The 23170-nt window shown below is 45.5% G+C and carries 22 protein-coding genes and 1 pseudogene; 16 read left to right on the forward strand and 7 right to left on the reverse strand.

Annotation, left to right across the window (positions count from 1 at the left end):
- From gidA to glmU, 14 genes and pseudogenes are all read left to right on the forward strand, one after another.
- Positions 1–266 (forward strand): annotated as a pseudogene (gidA, locus tag IQO02_RS21980) (tRNA uridine-5-carboxymethylaminomethyl(34) synthesis enzyme MnmG); the annotation flags it as partial.
- Positions 266–898: a 16S rRNA (guanine(527)-N(7))-methyltransferase RsmG gene (gene rsmG / locus IQO02_RS00790; RefSeq protein WP_016767540.1), complete on the forward strand. Its 633-nt coding sequence runs from the start codon at positions 266–268 to the stop codon at positions 896–898. The pseudogene gidA and the gene rsmG, both read left to right, overlap by 1 nt.
- A gap of 14 nt (positions 899–912) precedes the next feature.
- Positions 913–1686 (forward strand): ParA family protein, encoded by a 774-nt coding sequence (locus IQO02_RS00795; RefSeq protein WP_010433205.1) that lies wholly within the window; start codon positions 913–915, stop codon positions 1684–1686.
- A gap of 23 nt (positions 1687–1709) precedes the next feature.
- On the forward strand, positions 1710–2591 hold the full coding sequence (locus IQO02_RS00800) for a ParB/RepB/Spo0J family partition protein (protein ID WP_010433208.1): 882 nt from the start codon (positions 1710–1712) through the stop codon (positions 2589–2591).
- 191 nt (positions 2592–2782) lie between these two features.
- Complete coding sequence (locus tag IQO02_RS00805; RefSeq protein WP_010433210.1) at positions 2783–3172, forward strand: F0F1 ATP synthase subunit I; 390 nt, start codon at positions 2783–2785, stop codon at positions 3170–3172.
- Between the two features lie 8 nt (positions 3173–3180).
- Positions 3181–3978: a F0F1 ATP synthase subunit A gene (gene atpB / locus IQO02_RS00810; RefSeq protein ID WP_009848124.1), complete on the forward strand. Its 798-nt coding sequence runs from the start codon at positions 3181–3183 to the stop codon at positions 3976–3978.
- 49 nt (positions 3979–4027) lie between these two features.
- The gene (atpE, locus tag IQO02_RS00815) at positions 4028–4285 is read left to right on the forward strand and encodes a F0F1 ATP synthase subunit C (RefSeq protein WP_004411110.1); all 258 of its coding nucleotides are present in this window, start codon (positions 4028–4030) and stop codon (positions 4283–4285) included.
- 59 nt (positions 4286–4344) lie between these two features.
- Complete coding sequence (gene atpF, locus IQO02_RS00820; RefSeq protein ID WP_010433231.1) at positions 4345–4815, forward strand: F0F1 ATP synthase subunit B; 471 nt, start codon at positions 4345–4347, stop codon at positions 4813–4815.
- A 15-nt stretch (positions 4816–4830) separates the two neighbouring features.
- Complete coding sequence (gene atpH, locus IQO02_RS00825) at positions 4831–5364, forward strand: F0F1 ATP synthase subunit delta (RefSeq protein ID WP_010433233.1); 534 nt, start codon at positions 4831–4833, stop codon at positions 5362–5364.
- Positions 5365–5377: 13 nt separating this feature from the next.
- Positions 5378–6919 (forward strand): F0F1 ATP synthase subunit alpha, encoded by a 1542-nt coding sequence (gene atpA / locus IQO02_RS00830; protein WP_010433235.1) that lies wholly within the window; start codon positions 5378–5380, stop codon positions 6917–6919.
- A gap of 48 nt (positions 6920–6967) precedes the next feature.
- Entirely contained in the window at positions 6968–7834 is an 867-nt protein-coding gene (atpG, locus tag IQO02_RS00835; protein WP_009848120.1) for a F0F1 ATP synthase subunit gamma, read from the forward strand.
- A 34-nt stretch (positions 7835–7868) separates the two neighbouring features.
- A complete protein-coding gene (gene atpD, locus IQO02_RS00840; RefSeq protein WP_009848119.1) occupies positions 7869–9272 on the forward strand; it encodes a F0F1 ATP synthase subunit beta in 1404 nt (467 codons plus the stop codon).
- Between the two features lie 18 nt (positions 9273–9290).
- Positions 9291–9713 carry a F0F1 ATP synthase subunit epsilon gene (locus IQO02_RS00845; protein WP_010433239.1) on the forward strand — a complete coding sequence of 141 codons (423 nt, stop codon included), beginning with the start codon at positions 9291–9293 and terminating at the stop codon, positions 9711–9713.
- Positions 9714–9896: 183 nt separating this feature from the next.
- Complete coding sequence (gene glmU, locus IQO02_RS00850; RefSeq protein ID WP_010433241.1) at positions 9897–11258, forward strand: bifunctional UDP-N-acetylglucosamine diphosphorylase/glucosamine-1-phosphate N-acetyltransferase GlmU; 1362 nt, start codon at positions 9897–9899, stop codon at positions 11256–11258.
- A gap of 78 nt (positions 11259–11336) precedes the next feature.
- On the opposite strand, the gene punC is transcribed toward glmU, so the two are convergent.
- A complete protein-coding gene (gene punC, locus IQO02_RS00855) occupies positions 11337–12548 on the reverse strand; it encodes a purine nucleoside transporter PunC (RefSeq protein ID WP_016787666.1) in 1212 nt (403 codons plus the stop codon).
- Between the two features lie 163 nt (positions 12549–12711).
- Here punC and punR point away from each other — a divergent pair, with 163 nt between their 5' ends.
- Positions 12712–13626 carry a DNA-binding transcriptional activator PunR gene (gene punR, locus IQO02_RS00860; protein WP_010433246.1) on the forward strand — a complete coding sequence of 305 codons (915 nt, stop codon included), beginning with the start codon at positions 12712–12714 and terminating at the stop codon, positions 13624–13626.
- Between the two features lie 99 nt (positions 13627–13725).
- On the opposite strand, the gene ilvA is transcribed toward punR, so the two are convergent.
- The 5 genes from ilvA to ilvG are packed head-to-tail and all read right to left on the reverse strand — an operon-like array spanning position 13726 to position 20061.
- Positions 13726–15270, reverse strand: a complete 1545-nt coding sequence (gene ilvA, locus IQO02_RS00865) for a threonine ammonia-lyase, biosynthetic (RefSeq protein ID WP_016799607.1) — start codon at positions 15268–15270, stop codon at positions 13726–13728.
- A 2-nt stretch (positions 15271–15272) separates the two neighbouring features.
- Entirely contained in the window at positions 15273–17114 is a 1842-nt protein-coding gene (gene ilvD, locus IQO02_RS00870) for a dihydroxy-acid dehydratase (RefSeq protein ID WP_016787664.1), read from the reverse strand.
- A gap of 33 nt (positions 17115–17147) precedes the next feature.
- Positions 17148–18116: a branched-chain amino acid transaminase gene (locus tag IQO02_RS00875; protein WP_010433254.1), complete on the reverse strand. Its 969-nt coding sequence runs from the start codon at positions 18114–18116 to the stop codon at positions 17148–17150.
- 12 nt (positions 18117–18128) lie between these two features.
- Positions 18129–18413, reverse strand: a complete 285-nt coding sequence (ilvM, locus tag IQO02_RS00880) for an acetolactate synthase 2 small subunit (protein ID WP_010433257.1) — start codon at positions 18411–18413, stop codon at positions 18129–18131.
- Between the two features lies 1 nt (position 18414).
- Positions 18415–20061, reverse strand: coding sequence for an acetolactate synthase 2 catalytic subunit (gene ilvG, locus IQO02_RS00885; protein WP_010433260.1), 1647 nt, complete (start codon positions 20059–20061; stop codon positions 18415–18417).
- 471 nt (positions 20062–20532) lie between these two features.
- On the opposite strand from ilvG, the gene IQO02_RS00890 reads away from it, so the two are divergent.
- Positions 20533–22056 (forward strand): YifB family Mg chelatase-like AAA ATPase, encoded by a 1524-nt coding sequence (locus IQO02_RS00890; protein ID WP_016767536.1) that lies wholly within the window; start codon positions 20533–20535, stop codon positions 22054–22056.
- A gap of 127 nt (positions 22057–22183) precedes the next feature.
- On the opposite strand, the gene IQO02_RS00895 is transcribed toward IQO02_RS00890, so the two are convergent.
- Entirely contained in the window at positions 22184–23137 is a 954-nt protein-coding gene (locus tag IQO02_RS00895) for a DUF2860 domain-containing protein (RefSeq protein WP_010433296.1), read from the reverse strand.
- Positions 23138–23170 lie beyond the last annotated feature (33 nt).

Here is a 23170-nt window from a genome sequence, read left to right on the forward strand (position 1 = left end):
TCCAAGTAAAGTACGATGGTTATATCCAGCGTCAACAAGATGAAATTGAAAAATCACTGCGTCATGAAAACACCAAACTGCCGGCTGACATCGACTACAGCAAGGTAAAAGGGCTTTCTAATGAAGTGGTTCTAAAACTAACTACCGCTAAACCTGACTCGATCGGTATTGCATCGCGTATCTCTGGTATTACACCTGCTGCAATCTCGATTTTGTTGGTTTATCTGAAAAAGCATGGCCTGTTGAAAAAAGGTGAGGAAGCATAATGAGCGTATTGCGCGAAAAACTGGATCACCTGATTGGCCAGACTGAACTTGAAGTATCGGAAAAACAACGTAGCCAATTAGTGGGCTACGTTGAGTTACTCAATAAATGGAACAAGGCCTATAATTTAACGTCTGTTCGTGACCCGCAAGAAATGATGGTGAAACATATCTTAGATAGCATCATTGTTAGCACTCACTTACAAGGCAAGCGCTTTATTGATGTCGGTACCGGCCCTGGTCTTCCTGGGATTCCGCTCTCAATCATGAACCCTGACCGTGAGTTTTACTTGTTAGATAGCTTAGGTAAGCGTATTCGTTTCATCAAGCAGGTGATTCATGAGCTGGGTATCGACAACGTAGTACCGGTTCAAAGTCGCGTTGAAGAATTTCAACCTGAAGAAAAGTTTGATGCAGTGCTCAGTCGTGCGTTTGCGTCAATGACAGACATGGTAGAGTGGTGTCACCATTTACCTAAAGAGCAATCCGGTGTATTTTTGGCTCTTAAAGGACAACATCCTAGAGACGAAATTGATCTGTTACCTGAATGGTGTTCAGTGACAGACATTAAAGCTTTGCAAGTACCAGAGCTTGATGGAGAGCGTCATCTAGTTACTTTATCGCGTCAGGGATAATCAGCGAGGCCATAGTGGGTAAAATAGTAGCAATTGCCAACCAGAAAGGTGGCGTAGGAAAAACAACAACTTGCATTAATTTGGCAGCATCAATGGCGGCAACAAAACGCAAGATATTGGTTGTTGACCTCGATCCTCAAGGTAATGCCACTATGGCGAGCGGTGTCGACAAGTATCAGGTTGAAGCAACTGCTTACGATTTGTTGGTTGAAGACACCCCATTTGATGAGGTAGTTTGTCGGAGTACATCTGGCAATTATGACCTCATCGCCGCAAACGGTGATGTGACTGCGGCAGAAATCAAATTAATGGAAGTGTTTGCTCGTGAAGTTCGTCTTAAGAACGCGCTCGCATCAGTTCGCGATAACTATGATTTCATCTTTATCGATTGCCCACCTTCTTTAAACCTGCTTACAATCAATGCGATGGCTGCGGCTGATTCCGTATTGGTTCCGATGCAATGTGAATATTTTGCATTGGAAGGTTTGACTGCGTTGATGGATACCATCAGTAAACTCGCTGCGGTAGTAAACGAGAATCTTAAGATCGAAGGTCTTCTACGTACTATGTACGATCCTCGTAACCGCTTATCGAACGAAGTATCTGATCAACTCAAAAAACATTTTGGTAGCAAAGTCTACCGAACTGTTATCCCTAGAAATGTGCGTCTGGCAGAAGCGCCTAGTCATGGCAAGCCAGCAATGTACTACGACAAATATTCCGCAGGAGCGAAGGCATATCTTGCTCTTGCAGGCGAAATGTTGCGTCGTGAAGAAGTCCCAGTATAGGTCTAACCAAAGGAATTCGATCAATGTCTAAGCGCGGTTTAGGAAAGGGGCTAGATGCATTGCTTGCAACTAGCTCTCTGGCTCGTGAAAAACAACAAGTAGCTTCTCATAGTCAAGCGTTATCGGCTGATGGTGAGCTCATCGAACTTGCTGTCGGTTGCTTAAAGCCAGGTGTATATCAACCGCGTAAGGATATTGCGCCGGAAGCGCTAGAAGAGTTAGCGGTATCTATCCAATCTCAAGGCATTATCCAACCGATCGTTGTACGCCCTTTAGCGCACGACCAATTTGAGATTATTGCTGGTGAACGTCGTTGGAGAGCGGCTCGTCAAGCTGGTCTTAAACAAGTTCCATGCTTGATCAAGAGAGTAGAAGACAAGGCCGCGATTGCGATGGCATTGATCGAGAACATTCAACGTGAAGATCTGAATGTTATCGAAGAATCACAAGCGCTAGAGCGCTTGCAGAACGAGTTTTCACTTACACATCAGCAGGTCGCCGATGTGATTGGTAAATCCAGAGCTACCGTTAGTAACTTATTACGTCTAAATCAGCTCGAAAATGAAGTAAAAGGTTTAGTTTCCAGTAAACAACTAGAAATGGGGCATGCTAGAGCACTGCTTGCGCTTGAAGGTGTTACCCAGGTTGAGGCAGCGAATACTGCAGCAACCAAAAAAATGACCGTGCGTCAAACTGAGCAACTTGTCAAAAAGTGCTTAAAACCAGACGTTGAAGCTGAATCGAAGCCCGAAGACACTGAGGCCATCGAACTTTCACGAAGACTCACGGAAAAATTGCAAGCAAACGTTTCAGTTACTCGTTCTGTTAGCGGTAAGTCAAAAGTGACAATTACTCTTGATGAGCCTCACAAATTAGAGCAACTTATTGCTAAACTAGAGTACTAAATGAGATAATTGATTTAGGTCAATTATGAAATAAACAAGTAATTTCTTACAAAAGTTGTCGGTTTGTATACAGAAATGTAAATGATTGCTGCATTCTTATTGCAATCAATTTGGCTGAACGTATAATTTTCGCCAATTTCTCAGCACGCTTTTAAGCGAGTGGTAAAGTGGGCTTAAAGAGGAACGAATACATGGTAGCGGCGTTAGCAAGACCAGGACGAGTGCTTGCAAAGCAAATGTTATTGATCGAGCTTAGCGCGGTTATATTAGTGGCGATAGGGTTAGGTTTAGCTGTTAATCCTGATTGGGGTTTTGCTGCATTGGTTGGTGGCGGTATTTTTGTCATCGCGAATGTGGTTTTTTGTGTGTGTGCTTTCCTATTTTGTGGAGCTCGCGCAACTAAGTTAGTTGCGGCGTCGTTTTACGCAGGCGAAGCACTAAAGATCCTTATCACAGTTCTACTATTCTCTATTGTCTACATGTATATGCAGGTGGAATTAATTCCCCTCAAACTGACCTATTTACTGGTTCTAGGTATTAATATCTTTGCGCCAGTGCTTTTCATTAACAATAAAAAATAGGATGAGTTATGGCTGCGCCAACAGCATCCGGATACATTGAACACCATTTACAAAACCTTTCTTTAGCTAAGTTTGGTCTTGTAGAGGAGACAAGTTTCTGGAACGTACATATAGACAGTCTGTTTTTTTCGGTGTTGACAGGGATGTTATTCCTTTGGGTTTTTCGCTCAGTCGCTAAGAAAGCAACAGTAGGTGTACCTGGTAAGCTTCAGTGTTTTGTTGAAATGGTAGTGGAATTCGTTGGCGACAACGTTAAAGAAACTTTCCATGGTCGCAACCCTCTGATTGCCCCACTAGCACTGACTATATTCTGCTGGATTATCATTATGAACTTGATGGACTTAGTGCCTATCGATTTCTTACCATATCCTGCAGAGCATTGGCTAGGTATCCCTTACTTGAAAGTGGTTCCTACAGCTGATGTAAATATAACCATGGCAATGGCTTTGGGTGTTTTTGCTCTGATGATCTACTACAGCATCAAAGTGAAAGGCCTAGGCGGGTTTGCTAAAGAATTGGCACTGCATCCATTTAATCACCCAATCATGATCCCATTTAACTTGGTACTTGAGGTAATTTCGTTATTAGCGAAGCCACTATCTCTAGGTATGCGTTTATTTGGTAATATGTTTGCGGGTGAGGTGGTGTTTATTCTTATCGCGGCAATGCTACCGTGGTACTTACAATGGGTAGGTGCACTACCTTGGGCTATCTTCCATATCTTAGTTATATTGATTCAAGCGTTTGTTTTCATGATGTTGACAATCGTTTACTTATCAATGGCTCATGAAGATAGTGATCACTAAAAAATTTTTAAGCTTTATTCTAACTATTAATGTTAATCGGAGAACGTAAATGGAAACTGTACTAAGTTTTTCAGCAATCGCTGTTGCTATTATTGTTGGTCTTTGTGCCGTAGGTACTGCAATTGGTTTTGCTATTCTTGGTGGTAAATTCCTAGAAGGCGCTGCGCGTCAACCTGAAATGGCTCCAATGCTACAAGTTAAGATGTTCATCATCGCTGGTCTACTGGATGCTGTTCCAATGATCGGTATCGTAATCGCACTACTATTCACGTTTGCTAACCCATTTGTTGGTCAACTAGCAGGCTAATTAACTCTTTAATAGTTAATTAAATTTTTGTAGTTGATTCTTAACGAGGGGTAGCTGTTGTGAATATGAACGCAACTCTGCTAGGTCAAGCAATTGCTTTTTCACTGTTTGTTTGGTTCTGCATGAAATATGTATGGCCACCAATCATGCAAGCAATTGAAGAACGTCAGAAAAAAATTGCTGACGGTCTTGTAGCCGCTGAACGCGCTGCTAAAGACTTGAACCTGGCACAAGCCAACGCTTCTGAGCAAATGAAAGAAGCAAAGCGCACTGCAACTGAGGTTATTGATCAGGCAAACAAACGTAAAGCTCAAATTATTGATGAAGCACGCGAAGAAGCTCAGGCAGAACGCCAGAAAATCTTAGCGCAAGCTGAAGCAGAAATTGAAGCAGAGCGTACACGTGCCCGTGATGACCTGCGCAAACAAGTCGCAACTCTGGCTATAGCTGGTGCTGAGAAAATCCTTGAGCGTACAATCGATAAAGATGTACACGATGATCTTCTTAACAACATTACTGCAAAACTTTAAAGCAAGGGGCTGTATATGTCTGATTTGACTACAATCGCACGCCCCTATGCTAAAGCAGCGTTTGACTTTGCGGTAGATAAAGGTGAGCTAGACCAATGGGGTCAAATGCTTACTTTTGCTGCCGAAGTGGCACAAAATGATGATGTTCACAATTTATTAAGCGGTTCTATGACTGCTGAAAAATTAGCTGAAGTATTCATTGTAATTTGTGGCGAACAATTTGATGAATTCGGCCAGAACTTAATTAAAGTGATGGCAGAGAATGGCCGCTTAATGGCTTTTCCTGATGTTTGTAAAGAGTTCTTTATACTCAAAAAAGAGTATGAGAAAGAGATCGACGTTGAAGTTACTTCAGCTGTTGAACTTTCTGAAGAACAACGCACAAGCATTATCAGCAAATTGGAACTGCGCCTTGCGCGCAAAGTTCAGCTGAATTGCAGTATAGATGAGACTCTACTTAGTGGAGTTATTATTCGAGCCGGAGACCTAGTCATCGATAACTCAGCGCGCAGTCGTTTAGACCGCCTGAGCGATGCATTGCAGTCTTAATGGGGATTGGAGCATGCAACTTAATTCCACTGAAATTAGCGATCTAATTAAACAACGTATTGAATCTTTCGACGTTGTTAGTGAAGCTCGCAATGAAGGTACTATCGTTTCTGTAAGCGATGGCATCCTTAGCATCCACGGCCTAGCGGACGTGATGCAAGGTGAAATGATCGAACTACCGGGTGGCCGTTACGCTCTAGCACTGAACTTGAACCGTGATTCGGTTGGTGCTGTTGTAATGGGCCCGTATGCTGACCTACAGGAAGGCATGAAAGTTACAGGTACTGGTCGTATTCTAGAAGTACCAGTAGGTCCTGAAATGCTTGGTCGTGTTGTAAACACGCTAGGTGAGCCAATTGATGGTAAAGGTCCAATCGAAGCTAAATTGACTTCGCCTGTAGAAATTATCGCACCAGGTGTAATCGACCGTAAATCGGTAGATCAACCTGTTCAAACTGGTTACAAGTCTGTTGACTCAATGATCCCTATCGGTCGTGGTCAACGTGAACTAGTAATCGGTGACCGTCAGACTGGTAAAACAGCAATGGCGATCGATGCGATTATTAACCAAAAAGATTCTGGTATTTTCTCTATCTACGTAGCTATCGGCCAAAAAGCGTCGACTATTGCTAACGTAGTTCGCAAACTAGAAGAGCACGGCGCACTAGCAAATACTGTTGTTGTTGTTGCATCGGCTTCTGAATCTGCAGCGCTGCAATACCTTGCACCTTATGCTGGTTGTGCGATGGGCGAATACTTCCGTGATCGCGGTGAAGATGCACTGATTGTTTATGATGACCTATCTAAGCAAGCTGTAGCTTACCGTCAAATCTCGCTACTACTTAAGCGTCCACCAGGTCGTGAAGCGTTCCCAGGTGATGTTTTCTACCTTCACTCTCGTCTACTAGAGCGTGCTGCTCGTGTAAGCGAAGCATACGTAGAAAAATTCACTAACGGCGAAGTGACAGGCAAGACTGGTTCTTTAACTGCTCTTCCTATCATCGAAACGCAAGCTGGTGACGTATCTGCATTCGTACCAACGAACGTAATCTCGATTACTGATGGTCAGATCTTCCTACAAACTGAGCTATTCAACGCCGGCGTACGTCCAGCTGTTGACCCTGGTATCTCAGTTTCTCGTGTAGGTGGTTCGGCGCAGACTAAAATCATCAAGAAGCTATCTGGCGGTATCCGTACTGCTCTAGCTCAATACCGTGAACTTGCTGCATTTGCACAATTCTCATCGGATCTTGATGAAGCGACTAAGAAGCAACTAGACCACGGTCAAAAAGTTACAGAACTGATGAAGCAGAAGCAATACGCTCCTATGTCTGTATTTGACCAAGCTCTAGTAATCTTCGCTGCAGAGCGTGGATACCTTCAAGATGTTGAACTGTCAAAAGTTCTAGATTTTGAAGCTGCTTTACTGTCGTTTGCTCGTGGTCAATATGCCGATCTAGCAACACAGATCGACACAACGGGTGCTTTCAATAAAGAAATCGAAGCTGAGCTGAAGAAGCTTGTTGACGATTTCAAGGCAACCCAGACCTGGTAATTGGTAGGTGGTCTTAGGGCCACCTCATACCATTAACGGAGAGTAACGATGGCCGGCGCAAAAGAGATACGTAATAAAATCGGTAGTGTTAAAAGCACACAGAAGATTACGAAAGCAATGGAAATGGTAGCAGCTTCAAAAATGCGTCGTTCTCAAGACGCAATGGAAGCTACTCGTCCATATGCAGAAACAATGCGTAAAGTGATCGGTCATTTGGCTAATGGTAGCCTCGAGTATAAGCATCCTTATCTTGAGGAACGTGAAGCCAAACGTGTTGGTTACATCATCGTTTCTACAGACCGTGGTCTTTGTGGTGGTTTGAACATTAACTTGTTCAAGAAAGCCATGAACGACATGAAAGATTGGTCTGAGAAAGGTGCTGATGTAGAGCTTGCAATTGTAGGTTCTAAAGCAACAGCATTTTTCAACAACAGCGGCGCGAAAGTAGCAGCTCAAGTTTCAGGTCTGGGCGATCGTCCAAGCCTTGAAGACTTGATTGGCTCTGTAAGCGTTATGCTGAAGAAATATGATGAAGGCGAATTAGATCGCCTGTTCGTAGTGTTCAACAAGTTTGAAAACACTATGGTTCAAGAACCAACGATCGATCAATTACTTCCTTTGCCTAAATCAGATAGCGAAGAAATGAAACGCAGTCATTCTTGGGACTACATTTATGAGCCCGAGCCAAAACCACTACTAGATGCACTATTGGTTCGTTATGTCGAATCTCAAGTGTACCAAGGTGTGGTCGAGAATCTTGCTTGTGAGCAAGCAGCTCGAATGATTGCTATGAAATCAGCAACAGATAACGCTGGTGACATTATTGATGACTTAGAACTTGTGTATAACAAAGCCCGTCAATCGGCGATTACACAAGAACTTTCTGAGATCGTTTCAGGCGCAGCTGCGGTTTAAGCTTAGGTAAAACTAAATAGTTAGAGGATTAACGATGGCTACAGGTAAGATCGTACAGATCATCGGTGCGGTAGTCGACGTAGAGTTCCCACAGGGCGAAGTACCTCGTGTATACGATGCTCTGAATGTTAATGAAGTGAAAGAGCGTCTAGTTCTTGAAGTTCAGCAACAACTTGGCGGTGGCGTAGTTCGCGCAATCGTAATGGGTAGCTCTGATGGTTTACGTCGTGGTTTGACAGTTGAAAATACTGGCGCTCCAATCTCAGTACCAGTAGGTACTAAGACATTGGGTCGTATCATGAATGTCCTAGGTGACGCGATTGATGAGTGTGGCGAGATTGGTGCTGAAGAGCATTACGCCATTCACCGTGAAGCTCCAAGCTACGAAGAGCAGTCTAACGAGACAGCTCTTCTAGAAACTGGTGTTAAAGTAATCGACTTGATTTGTCCATTCGCTAAGGGTGGTAAAATCGGTCTATTCGGTGGTGCTGGTGTAGGTAAGACCGTTAACATGATGGAACTTATCAACAACATCGCACTTCAACACTCAGGCCTATCTGTATTTGCAGGTGTAGGTGAGCGTACTCGTGAAGGTAACGATTTCTACTTTGAAATGCAGGAAGCAGGTGTTGTAAACATCGAAAAACCTGAAGAATCAAAAGTAGCGATGGTTTACGGTCAGATGAACGAGCCACCAGGTAACCGTCTACGTGTTGCACTGACTGGTCTAACAATGGCAGAGCGCTTCCGTGACGAAGGTCGTGACGTTCTACTGTTCGTTGATAACATCTACCGTTACACACTAGCAGGTACTGAAGTATCAGCACTTCTAGGTCGTATGCCTTCTGCGGTAGGTTACCAACCTACACTAGCTGAAGAAATGGGTGTTCTGCAAGAGCGTATCACGTCAACTAAAGCTGGTTCTATCACGTCTGTACAGGCGGTATATGTACCTGCGGATGACTTGACTGACCCGTCTCCAGCAACAACGTTCGCTCACTTGGATGCAACGGTAGTACTTAACCGTAATATCGCATCTATGGGTCTATACCCAGCGATCGACCCGCTAGATTCTACTTCACGTCAACTGGATCCATTGGTAGTTGGACAAGAGCACTACGACATCGCTCGTGGCGTTCAGTCTACACTTCAGCGCTATAAAGAGCTGAAAGATATCATTGCTATCCTAGGTATGGACGAGCTATCTGAAGAAGATAAGCAAGTTGTATCTCGTGCTCGTAAGATTGAGAAGTTCCTAACTCAGCCTTACCACGTAGCGGAAGTATTTACAGGTGACCCAGGCGTTTACGTACCTCTTAAAGAGACTCTACGTGGCTTCCAAGGTCTTCTATCTGGTGAATACGATGACATTCCAGAGCAAGCGTTCATGTACTGTGGTGCAATTGACGAAGCTATCGAGAATGCTAAGAAGCTATAAGGCTAACTAGGAGGCGATATGGCAGCAATAACCTTTCATCTAGACGTTGTAAGTGCAGAGAAACAACTTTTCTCTGGTCTTGTTGAAACGTTTCAGGTGACCGGTAGTGAAGGTGAACTTGGTATTTTCCATGGTCACACTCCACTGCTGACCGCTATCAAGCCTGGTATGGTGCGTATTGTTAAGCAGCACGGCCACGAAGAAATCATTTATGTTTCTGGTGGTATGGTAGAAGTTCAACCTGGTACAGCGACTGTACTGGCTGATACTGCTATCCGTGGTGAAGAACTAGACGCAGCAAAGGCGGAAGAAGCTAAGCGCAAGGCTGTGGAGAATATCCAAAATCAGCATGGCGACATGGACTTCGCACAAGCGGCCGGTGAACTGGCTAAAGCCATTGCTCAGTTACGAGTTATCGAACTGACGAAGCAGCGCCGTTAATCTTTTATAAGATTATTGGCTCTGAGATAAAGGCGACCTACGGGTCGCCTTTTTGCATTTTTGATACATCGAAATTGTTCAGTTTTACGTATTAATAATGGTTTAGTGTGATTGAGATTTAATTTATAGACCCAAAACGGTTACAATATCGGCTTAATAAAAATAATGTTGGATAGGTTTACAATGAAGTTTAGCGCAGTGATTCTCGCAGCGGGCAAAGGCACTCGCATGTATTCAAACACACCAAAGGTTCTGCATACGCTTGCGGGCAAGCCAATGGTGAAACATGTGATCGACACTTGTAATGGGCTAGGCGCTCAAAACATCAACTTGGTTTACGGCCACGGTGGTGATCAGATGAAAGCTGTTTTAGCTGAAGAGTCTGTTAACTGGGCACTACAAGCTGAGCAGTTGGGTACTGGTCATGCGGTTGATCAAGCATCTGCGCACTTCGCGGATGATGAAAAAGTACTTGTGCTATACGGCGACGTGCCTCTCATCTCTCCAGAAACCATTGAAAATCTATTAGACGCTCAACCCAACGGTGGTATTGCATTGTTAACGGTCGTGTTGGACAACCCAATGGGCTACGGTCGTATTATTCGTCGTAACGGTCCTGTTGTCGCTATCGTTGAGCAAAAAGACGCTACGGATGAGCAGAAGCTTATCAAAGAGATCAATACTGGCGTTATGGTTGCTACTGGTGGCGATCTGAAACGTTGGTTGTCAGGCCTAAGCAACGATAACGCACAAGGTGAATACTACCTGACTGACGTTATTGCTGCAGCTCACGATGAAGGTCGTGCCGTTGAAGCAGTACACCCGGTAAGCCCTATTGAAGTGGAAGGCGTGAACGACCGCTCTCAACTGGCTCGTTTAGAGCGCGCTTACCAAGCTGAGCAGGCTGATAAGCTATTGAAGCAAGGCGTAATGTTACGCGACCCAAGCCGTTTCGATTTGCGTGGTGAATTGCAGTGCGGTATGGATGTTGAGATTGATACTAACGTTATCATCGAAGGCAGCGTAAGCATCGGCGACAACGTGGTTATCGGTACGGGTTGTGTATTGAAAGACTGTGAGATTGATGACAACACCATCGTTCGTCCATACAGCGTAATTGAAGGTGCAACGGTCGGTGAAGACTGTACGGTTGGTCCTTTCACTCGTCTACGCCCTGGTGCTGACATGCGTAATAACTCGCACGTTGGTAACTTTGTAGAAGTGAAGAACACTCGCCTTGGTGAAGGTTCTAAAGCGAACCACTTAACGTATCTAGGCGATGCTGAAATTGGTCAGCGTGTAAACGTAGGTGCGGGTGCAATTACTTGTAACTACGATGGTGCTAATAAGTTTAAGACTATCATCGGCAACGACGTATTTGTTGGCTCAGACAGCCAATTAATCGCACCAGTTACTATTGGCAACGGCGCTACCGTTGGTGCTGGCTCTACAGTAACTCGTGATGTTGCTGAAAATGAATTAGTTATCAGCCGAGCTAAAGAGCGCAAGATCGCGAACTGGCAACGTCCGGTTAAGAAAAAATAGTTCGTAATAAACATGATTATCTAGATATGAAAAAGAGCGAATAATATCGCTCTTTTTTTTTTGGGATTGGATTAGAAACTAGTCTTGTTTCTCATCTGTCACCACTCGAGAGTTATCCGGTGTAGCGAAATGTTCAGATAGCTCTTTGTTTGAAATGATGTAGCCAACCCACAATGCACCTAAACAAATTACCACTGCGATACCTGTTGCGCTCAATGCTTGGCTAGCCATTGCTGCTACCAAGGCACTTGATAGGCCACTGATACTGATTTGCAGGCTGTTCTGTAAACCAGCCGCCGTTGCTGGGCTTTGCTTGGCACTTGATAGAGCACGGTTTACCACGATTGGGTAAAGTGCGCCATTTGCTACAGCAATCAAACAGAAAGGTGCTAGTAGAGGCCAGATTGATGTCAGTTCCCACTGTGATGCGATAAAGATAAGCATCGCCGCTACGCTGAACAAGCCGATAAGGTTTCTTAGTACCACACCATCACCGTACTTCTTCACTGCTTGCTTACCGAAATAACCACCAGCCATGAATGCAATTGTCTGTGGAATGAAGCTAAGGCCTATATCTTTTGCTTCATAACCCAGTTGAGCCATGATCTCTGGCATACCCGTTAGATAAGCGAAGAACGCAGCTGACGCCGATGCAAACATCAATACGTTGCCCATGTATGGCTTTGAATGAAGCAGTGCTTTGATGTCGGTTTTGATCGATGTTTGTTTTATTTCTGGCGCTTCTTTTGGTTGAGCCATGGTCGTTGCGATCAACAATGCGCCCATTAGCGTCAATGTGATAAAGATACTGTGCCAACCAAAACTGTCTGCTAGCAACACACCTAACTGAGGTGCTAGTGCAGGAGATAGCGCTACCAAAGGCATGATAGTCGCAAAAATTTGCTGGCTACTGCTTTGCGAGTAGCGCTTGATAACCATTGCTTGCCAGATTACCGCTGGGGCACATACACCGATTGCTTGAATGAATCGTAGTGTCAGTAGGTGCCATACCTCGGTGCTGAATGCTAAGCCGAATGACGCTGCAGTAAAGATAACAAGACCAACCGCCAGTGTATTTCGGTGGCCATACTTGTCACTCGCTAGACCCCAAAGAAGTTGACCCATTGCCATACCGCCAAGGAATACGGTTAGAGACAGTGCGATTTGTTCTGGACCAGTTGCGAAATCAATCTCCATTGCCTTAAATGCAGGGAGGTACATATCAGTCGCGATAAAACCAAGCATTGAGAGAACTGCAAGATAGACCAATTGAAATTTAGAAATATTCATAAGATGCCATTAAACTAAAGGTAGTGATGTTTTTATCATCAAAAAAATTGTTTGATATACAGAGGTTAAAGTCCCTGTTTGTTTATGCTGACATTCTATTTTTCAGAACTGATAAAATAAAACGCTAAAATATATGGTTATCAATCAAAAAATTTGAAGGCTTATGTTCTCTAAATCCTCTTTAGAAATGCTCGATACGGTTGCTCGCTTAGGCAGTTTTACTGCGGCTGCAGAGCAATTACACAAAGTACCATCAGCGATCAGCTATGGTGTTCGGCAAGTCGAGCAAGAACTGGATGTTCTACTTTTCAGACGTTTACCGAGAAAGGTAGAGCTGACACCAGCAGGTGAGTTGTTCATTGAAGAGGCACGTGCGTTACTGAGACAGATGGAGGAGGTCAGTGCCCAGACTCGCCGAGCGGCACGTGGTTGGAAGAAAACCTTGCGCCTAACGCTCGATAACGTGGTTAAGCTCGATAAGATGAAGCCGATGATTGAAGAGTTTTATCAAACCTTTGAGTTCGCTGAGCTGCAGATCAACATGGAAGTGTTCAATGGTTCTTGGGAAGCCATTGCACAGGGCAGGGCGGATGTCGTCATTGGAGCCACTTCGGCGATTCCGGTCGGTGGCGACTTCGAAGTAAAGGATATGGGGCGTTTAGATTGGGCATTTGTGATGTCGCCAAGTCACCCATGCGTCCGTGAGCAAAACCTTAATGAAGCGTTTGTTAGCCAATACCCAGCAATATGTTTGGATGATACTTCTAGTGTACTGCCTAAGCGACACACAGGACACTTTTCGAATCAAAGGCGACTGTTGTTACCTAACTGGTATAGTGCGATTGAATGTCTAAAAAATGGCGTTGGTGTAGGTTACATGCCAAGGCACATTGCCGCGCCTATTATCGAGCAAGGCTTGCTGGTGGAGAAAATACTGCCAGAACCAAGCCCGCAGAGTCATTGCTGTTTGGTGTGGCGAAAAGACGATAACCATAAATTGATCGAATGGATGGTGAAGTACTTAGGATCGAGTGAGCAACTTCATCAAGATTGGTTGGATCATCGAAAGGCGATCTAATAACTCTTTATAAGATGATCTTTTTCAAGCTTGAGCTGAATATTCACCAATAAAAAGAGCGAGTAAAAACTCGCTCTTTTTGGTTCGATAGCTTAATTCTTAAGACAAGAAGAACTTGTAAGAAGGGTTATCGGTTTCATCTTTACACTGATAACCAAGCTCTCGTAAATGTGTTGAGAACTGAGCTAAATCATCATCGCCAAGTTCGAAGCCACACAATACGCGACCATAATCGGCACCGTGGTTACGATAGTTGAACAGGCTGATGTTCCAATGGGTACCTAAGGTATCAAGGAACTTAATCAAGGCACCTGGGTATTCCGGAAACTCAAAGCTGTATAGGCGTTCTTTCAATGGCTTCGATGGTTTGCCGCCAATCATGTAGCGAATGTGCAGTTTCGCCATCTCATCATCAGAAAGGTCGACAACAGGATAACCACCCTCGCGTAGGTCATTGATGATGTGCTCGAGTTCTTCTTGACCACCTTGCAGACGTACACCAACGAAGATATTCGCTAGGCTTTCATCATTGTGGCGGTAGTTAAACTCAGTCACAGCTCGGCCACCGATCAGATTACAGAACTCTAAGAATGCCCCTTGTCGCTCAGGAATCGTCACCGCAAGTAGACCCTCTCGCTTCTCACCTAATTCACAACGTTCAGAGACATAACGCAGACCGTGGAAGTTAGTGTTTGCACCAGAAAGTACTGTTGCTAACTGCTTACCTTGCAGTTGGTTTTGTTCTGCAAACTTTTTCAAGCCAGCCAGAGCAAGTGCTCCCGAAGGTTCGGCAATCGCACGGGTGTCTTCAAAGATGTCTTTAACCGCAGAACAGATCTCATCACTAGAAACCGCAACATGGCCATCGATGTACTGCTGGCAAAGCCGGAAGGTTTCTTCGCCAATACGTTTAACCGCAACGCCATCTGCAAACATGCTGACTTGATCCAGGACCACAGGCTCGCCTGCATCCAGCGCTGCCTTCAAGCAAGACGAGTCTTCCGGTTCAACCGCAATGACTTTAATCTCTGGCATCAGCTGCTTGATTAACACAGCAACACCAGCCGCTAAGCCACCGCCACCAACAGGCACAAAGATATAATCCATGTGGCCGTTTTGCTGCAGCATCTCCATACCCATCGTACCTTGCCCAGCAATCACCAATGGGTGATCGAAAGGAGGAACAAAAGTGTAGCCATGTTTAGCCGAAAGGCGTTCCGCTTCCGCTTTCGCTTCATCAAAGTTACTGCCGTGCAGAACAACATTACCGCCAAATCCACGTACCGCATCAACCTTGATGTCTGGTGTGGTTTTTGGCATCACAATCGTGGTCTGAATACCCAATTTAGAACCCGACAGTGCCATGCCTTGAGCGTGGTTACCAGCCGATGCCGCAATCACACCAGCGGCTTTCTGTTGCTCAGTGAGGCTTGATACCATGTTGTAGGCACCACGCAACTTGAACGAGTGCACAGGTTGGCGATCTTCGCGTTTTAGCTGAACCAGGTTACCAATTCGAGCACTTAAACGTGGCATATCCTGTAGAGGTGTCACAATCGCCGCTTCGTAAACTGGCGCTCTCAGGATCTGACGCAGATAATCTGCGCCAGTTTGTTTCTGGGGACTGGAGGCGTCATCACTCATAGTTAGCCCTCTAACTTAGACTTATCACGTACAGCGCCTTTGTCAGCACTGGTTGCCATGCTTGCGTAAGCTTTCAATGCGAAAGACACTTCACGTTGACGGTTTTCTGGTTTCCAGCCTAGTGCATCTTGCTTAACACGACGTGCTTCTAGTTCTTCTTCAGGAACATCAAGCGTGATTGAGCGGCTAGGGATATCGATAGTGATGATATCGCCTGTTTTCACTAGACCAATTACACCACCGCTTGCTGCTTCTGGAGAGGCGTGACCGATAGACAGACCTGATGTACCACCAGAGAAACGTCCGTCAGTTAATAGTGCACAAGACTTACCTAGACCCATAGATTTTAGGTAAGTGGTAGGGTAGAGCATCTCTTGCATGCCCGGACCACCTTTAGGACCTTCGTAGCGAATAACAACCACTTCGCCTGCTTTTACTTTACCCGCTAAGATACCGTCTACTGCCGTATCTTGGCTTTCGAATACGATTGCAGGGCCTTGGAATTTAAGGTTTTCTTCATCAACACCCGCGGTTTTAACGATACAACCATCAACGGCGATATTACCCGAAAGTACCGCTAGGCCACCTTCTTGGCTGAATGCGTTCTCTTTGGTACGAATACAACCTTCTTTGCGGTCGTCATCAAGACGATCCCAACGACAATCTTGTGAGAAAGCTTTGGTGGTACGGATGCCCGCAGGGCCAGCGCGGAAGAATTTAAGTACGGCTTCGTCTTCTGTCTGCATGATGTCGTATTGAGCAAGTTGCTCTTGCATGCTTAGACCAAGAACGGTGCGAGTTTGGTTGTTCAATAGACCTGCACGATCAAGCTCACCTAGGATAGCCATTACGCCACCAGCACGGTGCACGTCTTCCATGTGGTATTTAGGTGTTGAAGGAGCAACCTTACATAGGTGTGGAACGCGGCGAGACATCTCGTCGATATCACCCATATCAAAATCAATCTCACCTTCTTGAGCTGCCGCTAAAAGGTGAAGTACTGTGTTACTTGAACCACCCATCGCGATATCTAGCGCCATTGCATTATCAAAGGCTGCGCGGTTAGCAATGTTGCGTGGCAGTGCTGATTCGTCATCTTGCTCGTAGTAACGCTTAGTTAGGTCAACGATGCGTTTACCAGCATTGATGAATAGCTCTTCACGGTCAGCGTGCGTTGCTAGCATAGAACCGTTACCTGGCTGAGAGAGGCCAAGCGCTTCTGTCAGACAGTTCATTGAGTTAGCCGTGAACATGCCTGAACATGAGCCACATGTTGGACATGCAGAACGTTCTACTTGCTCACTTTGCGCATCAGAAATGGTTGGATCGGCACCCTGAATCATCGCATCAACAAGGTCTAGCTTGATGATTTGATCTGAAAGCTTGGTTTTACCGGCTTCCATTGGGCCGCCAGAAACAAAGATTACAGGGATGTTGAGGCGCATTGCAGCCATCATCATTCCCGGAGTGATTTTGTCACAGTTAGAGATACACACCATCGCATCTGCACAGTGCGCATTCACCATGTACTCTACTGAGTCTGCGATAAGCTCACGTGATGGCAGTGAGTACAGCATGCCGCCGTGACCCATTGCGATACCATCATCCACAGCGATGGTGTTGAATTCTTTAGCGATACCGCCCGCTTTCTCGATTTCACCCGCAACCAGTTGACCCATATCTTTAAGGTGAACGTGGCCTGGTACGAATTGAGTGAACGAGTTTACAACCGCGATGATTGGCTTACCGAAGTCATCATCTTTAACGCCAGTTGCACGCCATAAAGCGCGCGCACCAGCCATGTTGCGTCCGTGGGTAGTCGTTGCTGAACGATAGATTGGCATTGCTTAAATCCTTATAAAATATTTGGCTGTTGCTTACTTAGTTGTTTGCGTTTGGTTTTCTGACGCGTGGTCTGCTGGGTAAACATAATCTAACCAGCCCCACTTATCTTCAGTCGTGCCATTGAATAAACCAAAGTAAGCCGCTTGAACTTTTTCAGTGATAGGACCGCGTTTGCCTTCACCTACTGTAATTTTGTCTACGCTGCGAACCGGAACGATTTCTGCTGCTGTACCTGTCATGAAGACTTCGTCAGCAAGGTACAGGGCTTCACGAGCAATGTTCTCTTCACGGATTTCATAACCCATGTCTTTTGCTAGTGTCATGATCGAGTCACGAGTGATACCCGGCAGAATCGCGCTGGTTGCTGGTGGTGTAGAGAGAATGCCGTTACGAATAACAAAAATGTTCTCGCCTGCACCCTCTGAAAGATAACCATCAACACTCAGAGCAATACCTTCATCGTAACCATGACGACGCGCTTCACCACCAACTAGCAATGAAGATAGGTAGTTACCACCAGCCTTTGCTGAGGTTGGGATTGTATTTGGTGCTGCACGGTTCCAGCTTGAGATCATCGCATCTACGCCATTTTCTAGTGCTTCTTCACCAAGGTAAGAACCCCATGGGAAAGCGGCGATGATCAGATCCATTTCTGTATTTTCAGGAGGGCAAACACCTAAACCAACGTTACCCACAAAGCCTAGAGGGCGGATGTACGCTGACTCTAGCTTATTTTGGCGTAGCGTTTCGCGAGTCGCTTCCATTATTTCTTCCTCAGTAAAAGGAATTGGGAAGCGGTAGATTTTCGCTGAGTCTTTTAGGCGTCTTGCATGCTCTGGGTGACGGAAGATAACCGGACCCTTTGGCGTGTTATAGCAACGAACGCCTTCAAATACAGAAGTACCGTAGTGCATTGCGTGAGTAAGAACGTGAACGTTCGCCTCTGCCCAAGGAACCATTTCACCGTTAAACCAAATATAGTCTGCTGTTTTAGCTGTCATGTTTGCGGTTCCTTATGCGCTTATCTTTTGTTGTAAGTTGTTGTTTGGCAATTCATTACGGCTGATAGAGATAACGTCAACGGTACGCACATCCCACAGCTTTTCTATTTGATTAACCAAGAATGAAATCGGACGGTCACTGTCAACAATGATCTCAACGCTTGCCACTTTGCTTTCTTGGTTTTGGGTTCCTGCCACTTGTTTAACGATGAAACCACGGTGACGGATAACACGAAGAACACGTTCTAGTAGTACTGGTTTATCATCGGCTTTGATGTCTAGTAAGTATCTTTTCATGTTATGTGTTCTCCAACATTTCGCTGTTTGAAGCACCTGGCGGTACTAGTGGCCATACGTTTTCTTCTTCATCGATAAGAACATGAAGTAGGTAAGCGGTTTTGCTCTCAAGCATCTCTTTTAATGCAGGTTCTACTTCTTCTTTACGTGTGATGGTTTTGCCCGGGATATCGAATGCTTTTGCCAGCATCACGAAATCTGGGTTGTCATCCAAGATGGTTTCACTATGGCGGCCATCAAAGAACAGAGATTGCCATTGGCGAACCATGCCTAAGCGAGAGTTATTAAGCAGTACCATCTTCACTGGGATTTGACGACGTTTTAACGTGCCAAGTTCTTGTACGTTCATCATGAATGAACCGTCACCAGAGATAAGAATAGATTGGTCATCAGGACGACCAACCGATGCACCCATTGCTGCTGGTAAACCAAAGCCCATGGTGCCCAATCCAGCAGAGGTGATGAAGTTCTGTGGATCGCGTGGTTGAATATGCTGAGCTGCCCACATCTGATGTTGGCCTACATCTGTCGAAACTATAGAGCTTGAAGGCATCATGTCAGATAGTTGCTTGAGCAGTAGTGGAGCAAAGATAAGATCGCCTGGGTGGTCGTAGCGCCATTTGAACGAAGTACGTAGCCCTTCAGAGTGGTGAACCCAAGATGAGATGTCTTGGCTCAGTTCCAGTTGAGGCATGATTTTGTTGATGTCACCACGAATTGGTGCATCTGCCAGGCGCAATTTACTGAACTCAGCCGCATCGATATCGATATGAATGACTTTTGCGTGAGGAGCAAAGGTATCGAGCTTGCCTGTTACTCGGTCATCAAAACGAGCACCGACAACAATCAACAGGTCACTCTCTTGAACAACTAGGTTAGCGGCCTTGGTGCCGTGCATACCAAGCATACCAAGGTAATGTGGGTCGTCACGCTCGATAGTACCTAAGCCTTTGAGCGTGCTTACGGCTGGCATTGGGTTTAGGCGTAAAAATTCGCGAACGGATTCCGTTGCTTTAGCCAGTTGAACGCCACCACCTACGTATAAAACAGGACGAGTCGCTTGAGATAGGAAGTGTTGTGCTTGTTCAATCGCGTCAGTTGTCGCAACAGGTATCGCTGGTGGTGTAAATTCAGGAAGAACATCGACAGGTGTTTCTGCTAATTGAACGTCTTTTGCGATATCAACAATAACCGGGCCGGGACGACCTGATTTTGCTACGACAAACGCTTCCGCTAGTGTTGGAGCGAGGTCTTCAATATCGGTTACTAGGTAGCTGTGTTTAGTACATGACAGAGACATACCAATCACATCCATTTCTTGAAATGCATCAGTACCGATGTGTGAGCTAGCAACTTGACCTGTGATAGCAACGAGTGGGATGGAATCCATAAAGGCATCAGCAAGGCCGGTTACTAGGTTTGTCGCACCAGGGCCTGAGGTTGCCATACAAACAGCCACATCTTGAGTTGCACGAGCCATACCAATGGCAGCCATTGCTGCACCTTGCTCATGGCGACATAGGATATGTTCAACACCGCCGTCATAAAGAGCATCGTAGATTGGCATGATGGCACCGCCTGGGTAACCAAATACGGTCTCAATGCCTTGTTGCTTGAGTGCGGATACGACCAGTTCTGCGCCTTTCATCGTAATTCCTCCGTATTACCTTTATTTTGGTAATTGTTTCCATTGTCTCTGCACATCTTGTGCTCCCATTCTTCCTGTAAATCGGCAAAGCCGAAAATAATAAAATTATAAAAATCGAATCTTTAAATTAGAAAAAACCCCCGAACTTTTCAGTGCGGGGGTTTTTTCTAATTCGTGGTTACTTTTTTCCCACTCGCCCCCGCGCAGTCTCAATAATGACTACGATAATCAGGTTAATCAGTGCATAAATGCGAGCGTTAAATGTCATAAAATTCGAGTTTTCTCGTTTATTGTCTTAAGTAAATGTCTACATCTCTAGTGTTATCACACAAATCTGCTGCATGACAAGGAAAATGTCATTCTTTTTTCACATTAAAACACCATTCCACCACGCTATATAACAACCTTATCGCTTTGGTGAGCAATGAATATCCAGGGCGAATACTTTTAAATCAAAGACAAAGGAAAGTTATGGGACTCGCGATAATTCATAGTCGAGCTAGTGTGGGTGTAGAGGCTCCAGAAGTGACAGTCGAGGTGCATATCAGCAATGGAATGCCCGGTTTTACGTTGGTGGGTTTACCTGAAACAACGGTCAAGGAATCTAAAGATCGAGTGAGAAGCGCGATCATCAATTCTCGCTTTGAGTTTCCATCGAAAAGAATCACGGTTAACTTAGCTCCCGCAGATTTACCGAAAGAAGGTGGGCGGTTTGACTTGCCTATCGCGCTTGGGATTTTAGTTGCGTCGGACCAGTTACCCACATCAAAAATAGCTCAACATGAATTTATTGGTGAGTTAGCGCTGTCGGGTGAGTTGCGCTCGGTGAAAGGGGTACTGCCTGCAACACTCGCTGCTGACAGAGTTGAGCGTTGCTTAGTCGTACCGCATCACAATGGCGATCAGGCTGCTTTAGTCGGTAAAGGGGCACATAAGTCGGCGCAAACCTTGTTGGAGGTTTGTGCAGATATGTGTGGTCAGGCTCAGCTTGGTCTATATAGAACGGAACATCATCAGGCTGATGTTTCAGTGCTTCGCGACCTACAAGATATTATCGGCCAGCAGCAAGGCAAGCGAGCATTAGAAATCGCTGCTGCTGGTAACCATAATTTATTGTTCCTCGGCCCGCCTGGAACTGGCAAAACGATGTTGGCCTCGCGACTACGCGATTTATTGCCTGAGATGAGTAACGAAGAAGCGATGGAAACGGCTTCGATCGCTTCTTTAACTCAACAAGAGATCAATCAATACAACTGGAAGCAACGACCTTTTCGGTCCCCCCATCATTCGAGCTCAATGGCAGCATTGGTGGGTGGTGGTTCGGTGCCTCGCCCTGGTGAGATATCTTTGGCGCATAACGGGTTATTGTTTCTTGATGAGATGCCTGAGTTTGAGCGCAAGGTACTCGATTCTTTGCGAGAGCCGTTGGAGTCGGGTGAAATCATTATCTCTCGTGCGGCAGGTAAGACGCGTTTTCCTGCGCGCTTTCAATTAGTCGGTGCACTTAACCCAAGCCCTACAGGTTATTATGAAGGCAATCAAGCTCGAGCGAACCCACAAATCATCCTTCGCTACCTCAATCGACTATCAGGGCCGTTATTGGACCGATTCGATATGTCGTTAGAGATCCCCCTGTTGCCCAAAGGGATGTTAGCCGAAGGTGGCGACCGTGGTGAAACGACTCAAGTCGTAAAGCAAAGGGTCAGGCAGGCTCGTGAGCTGATGCTATCTCGCAATCATAAATCGAATGCACTGTTAGGTAGCCGAGAAATTGAAAAGTATTGCCCGTTAAGACGTGAGGATGCGGAGTTTCTGGAAACGGCATTGCACCGATTGGGCTTATCGATTCGCGCTTACCACCGGATCATCAAGGTGGCGCGAACCATTGCTGACCTTGACGGTAATGAGCAGATTGAAAAGAAGCACCTATCGGAAGCGCTTGGCTATCGAGCCATGGATCGGTTGTTGAAGCAACTCACAGCTCAAGCTGTATAGTAATACCAATCGTAGTAAACAACGGGTCATTTATTTACTACGATTGGTATAAAAACAAGAAAGCCTGCTTTTTACGCAGGCTTTCGTTGTTATGAACTAATGGTTATGAGCGAGCAATGAAGCCTAACTAGAACTTGTAGTTCAGACCTACTGAGACGATGTATTGAGACTCATCGTAGAAGGTAATATTCGAGTCGCTGGTACCGTAGCCCGCCAGTGAAACAAACGACCAGTTTTCCCAGTTCATGAACTGCTCATACTCATATGCGGCAAACAGGTTAATGTTGTCATCGCTACGCGTTTTGCCGTAAATCGGGTTGCTAGCATCGTAGGATCGTTGGTTGTAACCCGCAGTCAACGCGTATTGGTGACGACCCATGCCACCAAATAGACTTACCTCACCGCCAAACTGTTCATAAGAGGCAGCCTTGCCATCTGCAGAGCTTGATTGGTAAATCAATGATGGTACTAACATCATGGTACGGCTGAGTGGAACGCGGTATTGGCCTTTCAGGTAGAAGGTTTCTGCATCACGTTGGAGTTCTTCTCTAACTAAATCATCTTCTACATCTTTGGTGGCGTAGGCCATGTCTAGCGAGAAAGCTGAGCCTGCAATGCTGCTTAGCTTCAAACGAAAGGCATTGCCAGTTTCATCGGTTTTGCTTCGAGTAACGCCTTCTGCATATGGATTCGCCCAAGTTTTACCTGACATAATGGTTGGCAGAAGTGAAGCGTCAATGACCATACCTGACTCTAGTTGGTATTTATAACCAACCTCTAGCACAACAGTACCTGTTGCTACGTCATCACGAGCGGTACCCGTATACACTTGATGATTTAATTTTTCACCAAAGGTGTAAGCGACATTGCCCAAAGGCGCGACTAGAAATGAGCTCTCAGATGAGGCTTTCTGGTTATTTGACGAGATGGTGCTATCAGTATCGGTATTAAAATTTGAGGTGGAAGAGGTTACCCCGGTATTGATAGAGATTTCACCACTGAAGCCTTGTTCGTTTGCAAGCTTGGCAAAGGCAGGCGAAGCAGCAACGCTTAATGCGAGAAGTGTGATTTTTATTTTCATTTACGGGCTCCTTGCCCACCGGTTCTTAGGGCG

Origin of the sequence: Vibrio sp. OPT24 (assembly GCF_015163545.1) — a bacterium.
In the GTDB taxonomy this organism is placed as follows: domain Bacteria; phylum Pseudomonadota; class Gammaproteobacteria; order Enterobacterales; family Vibrionaceae; genus Vibrio; species Vibrio cyclitrophicus.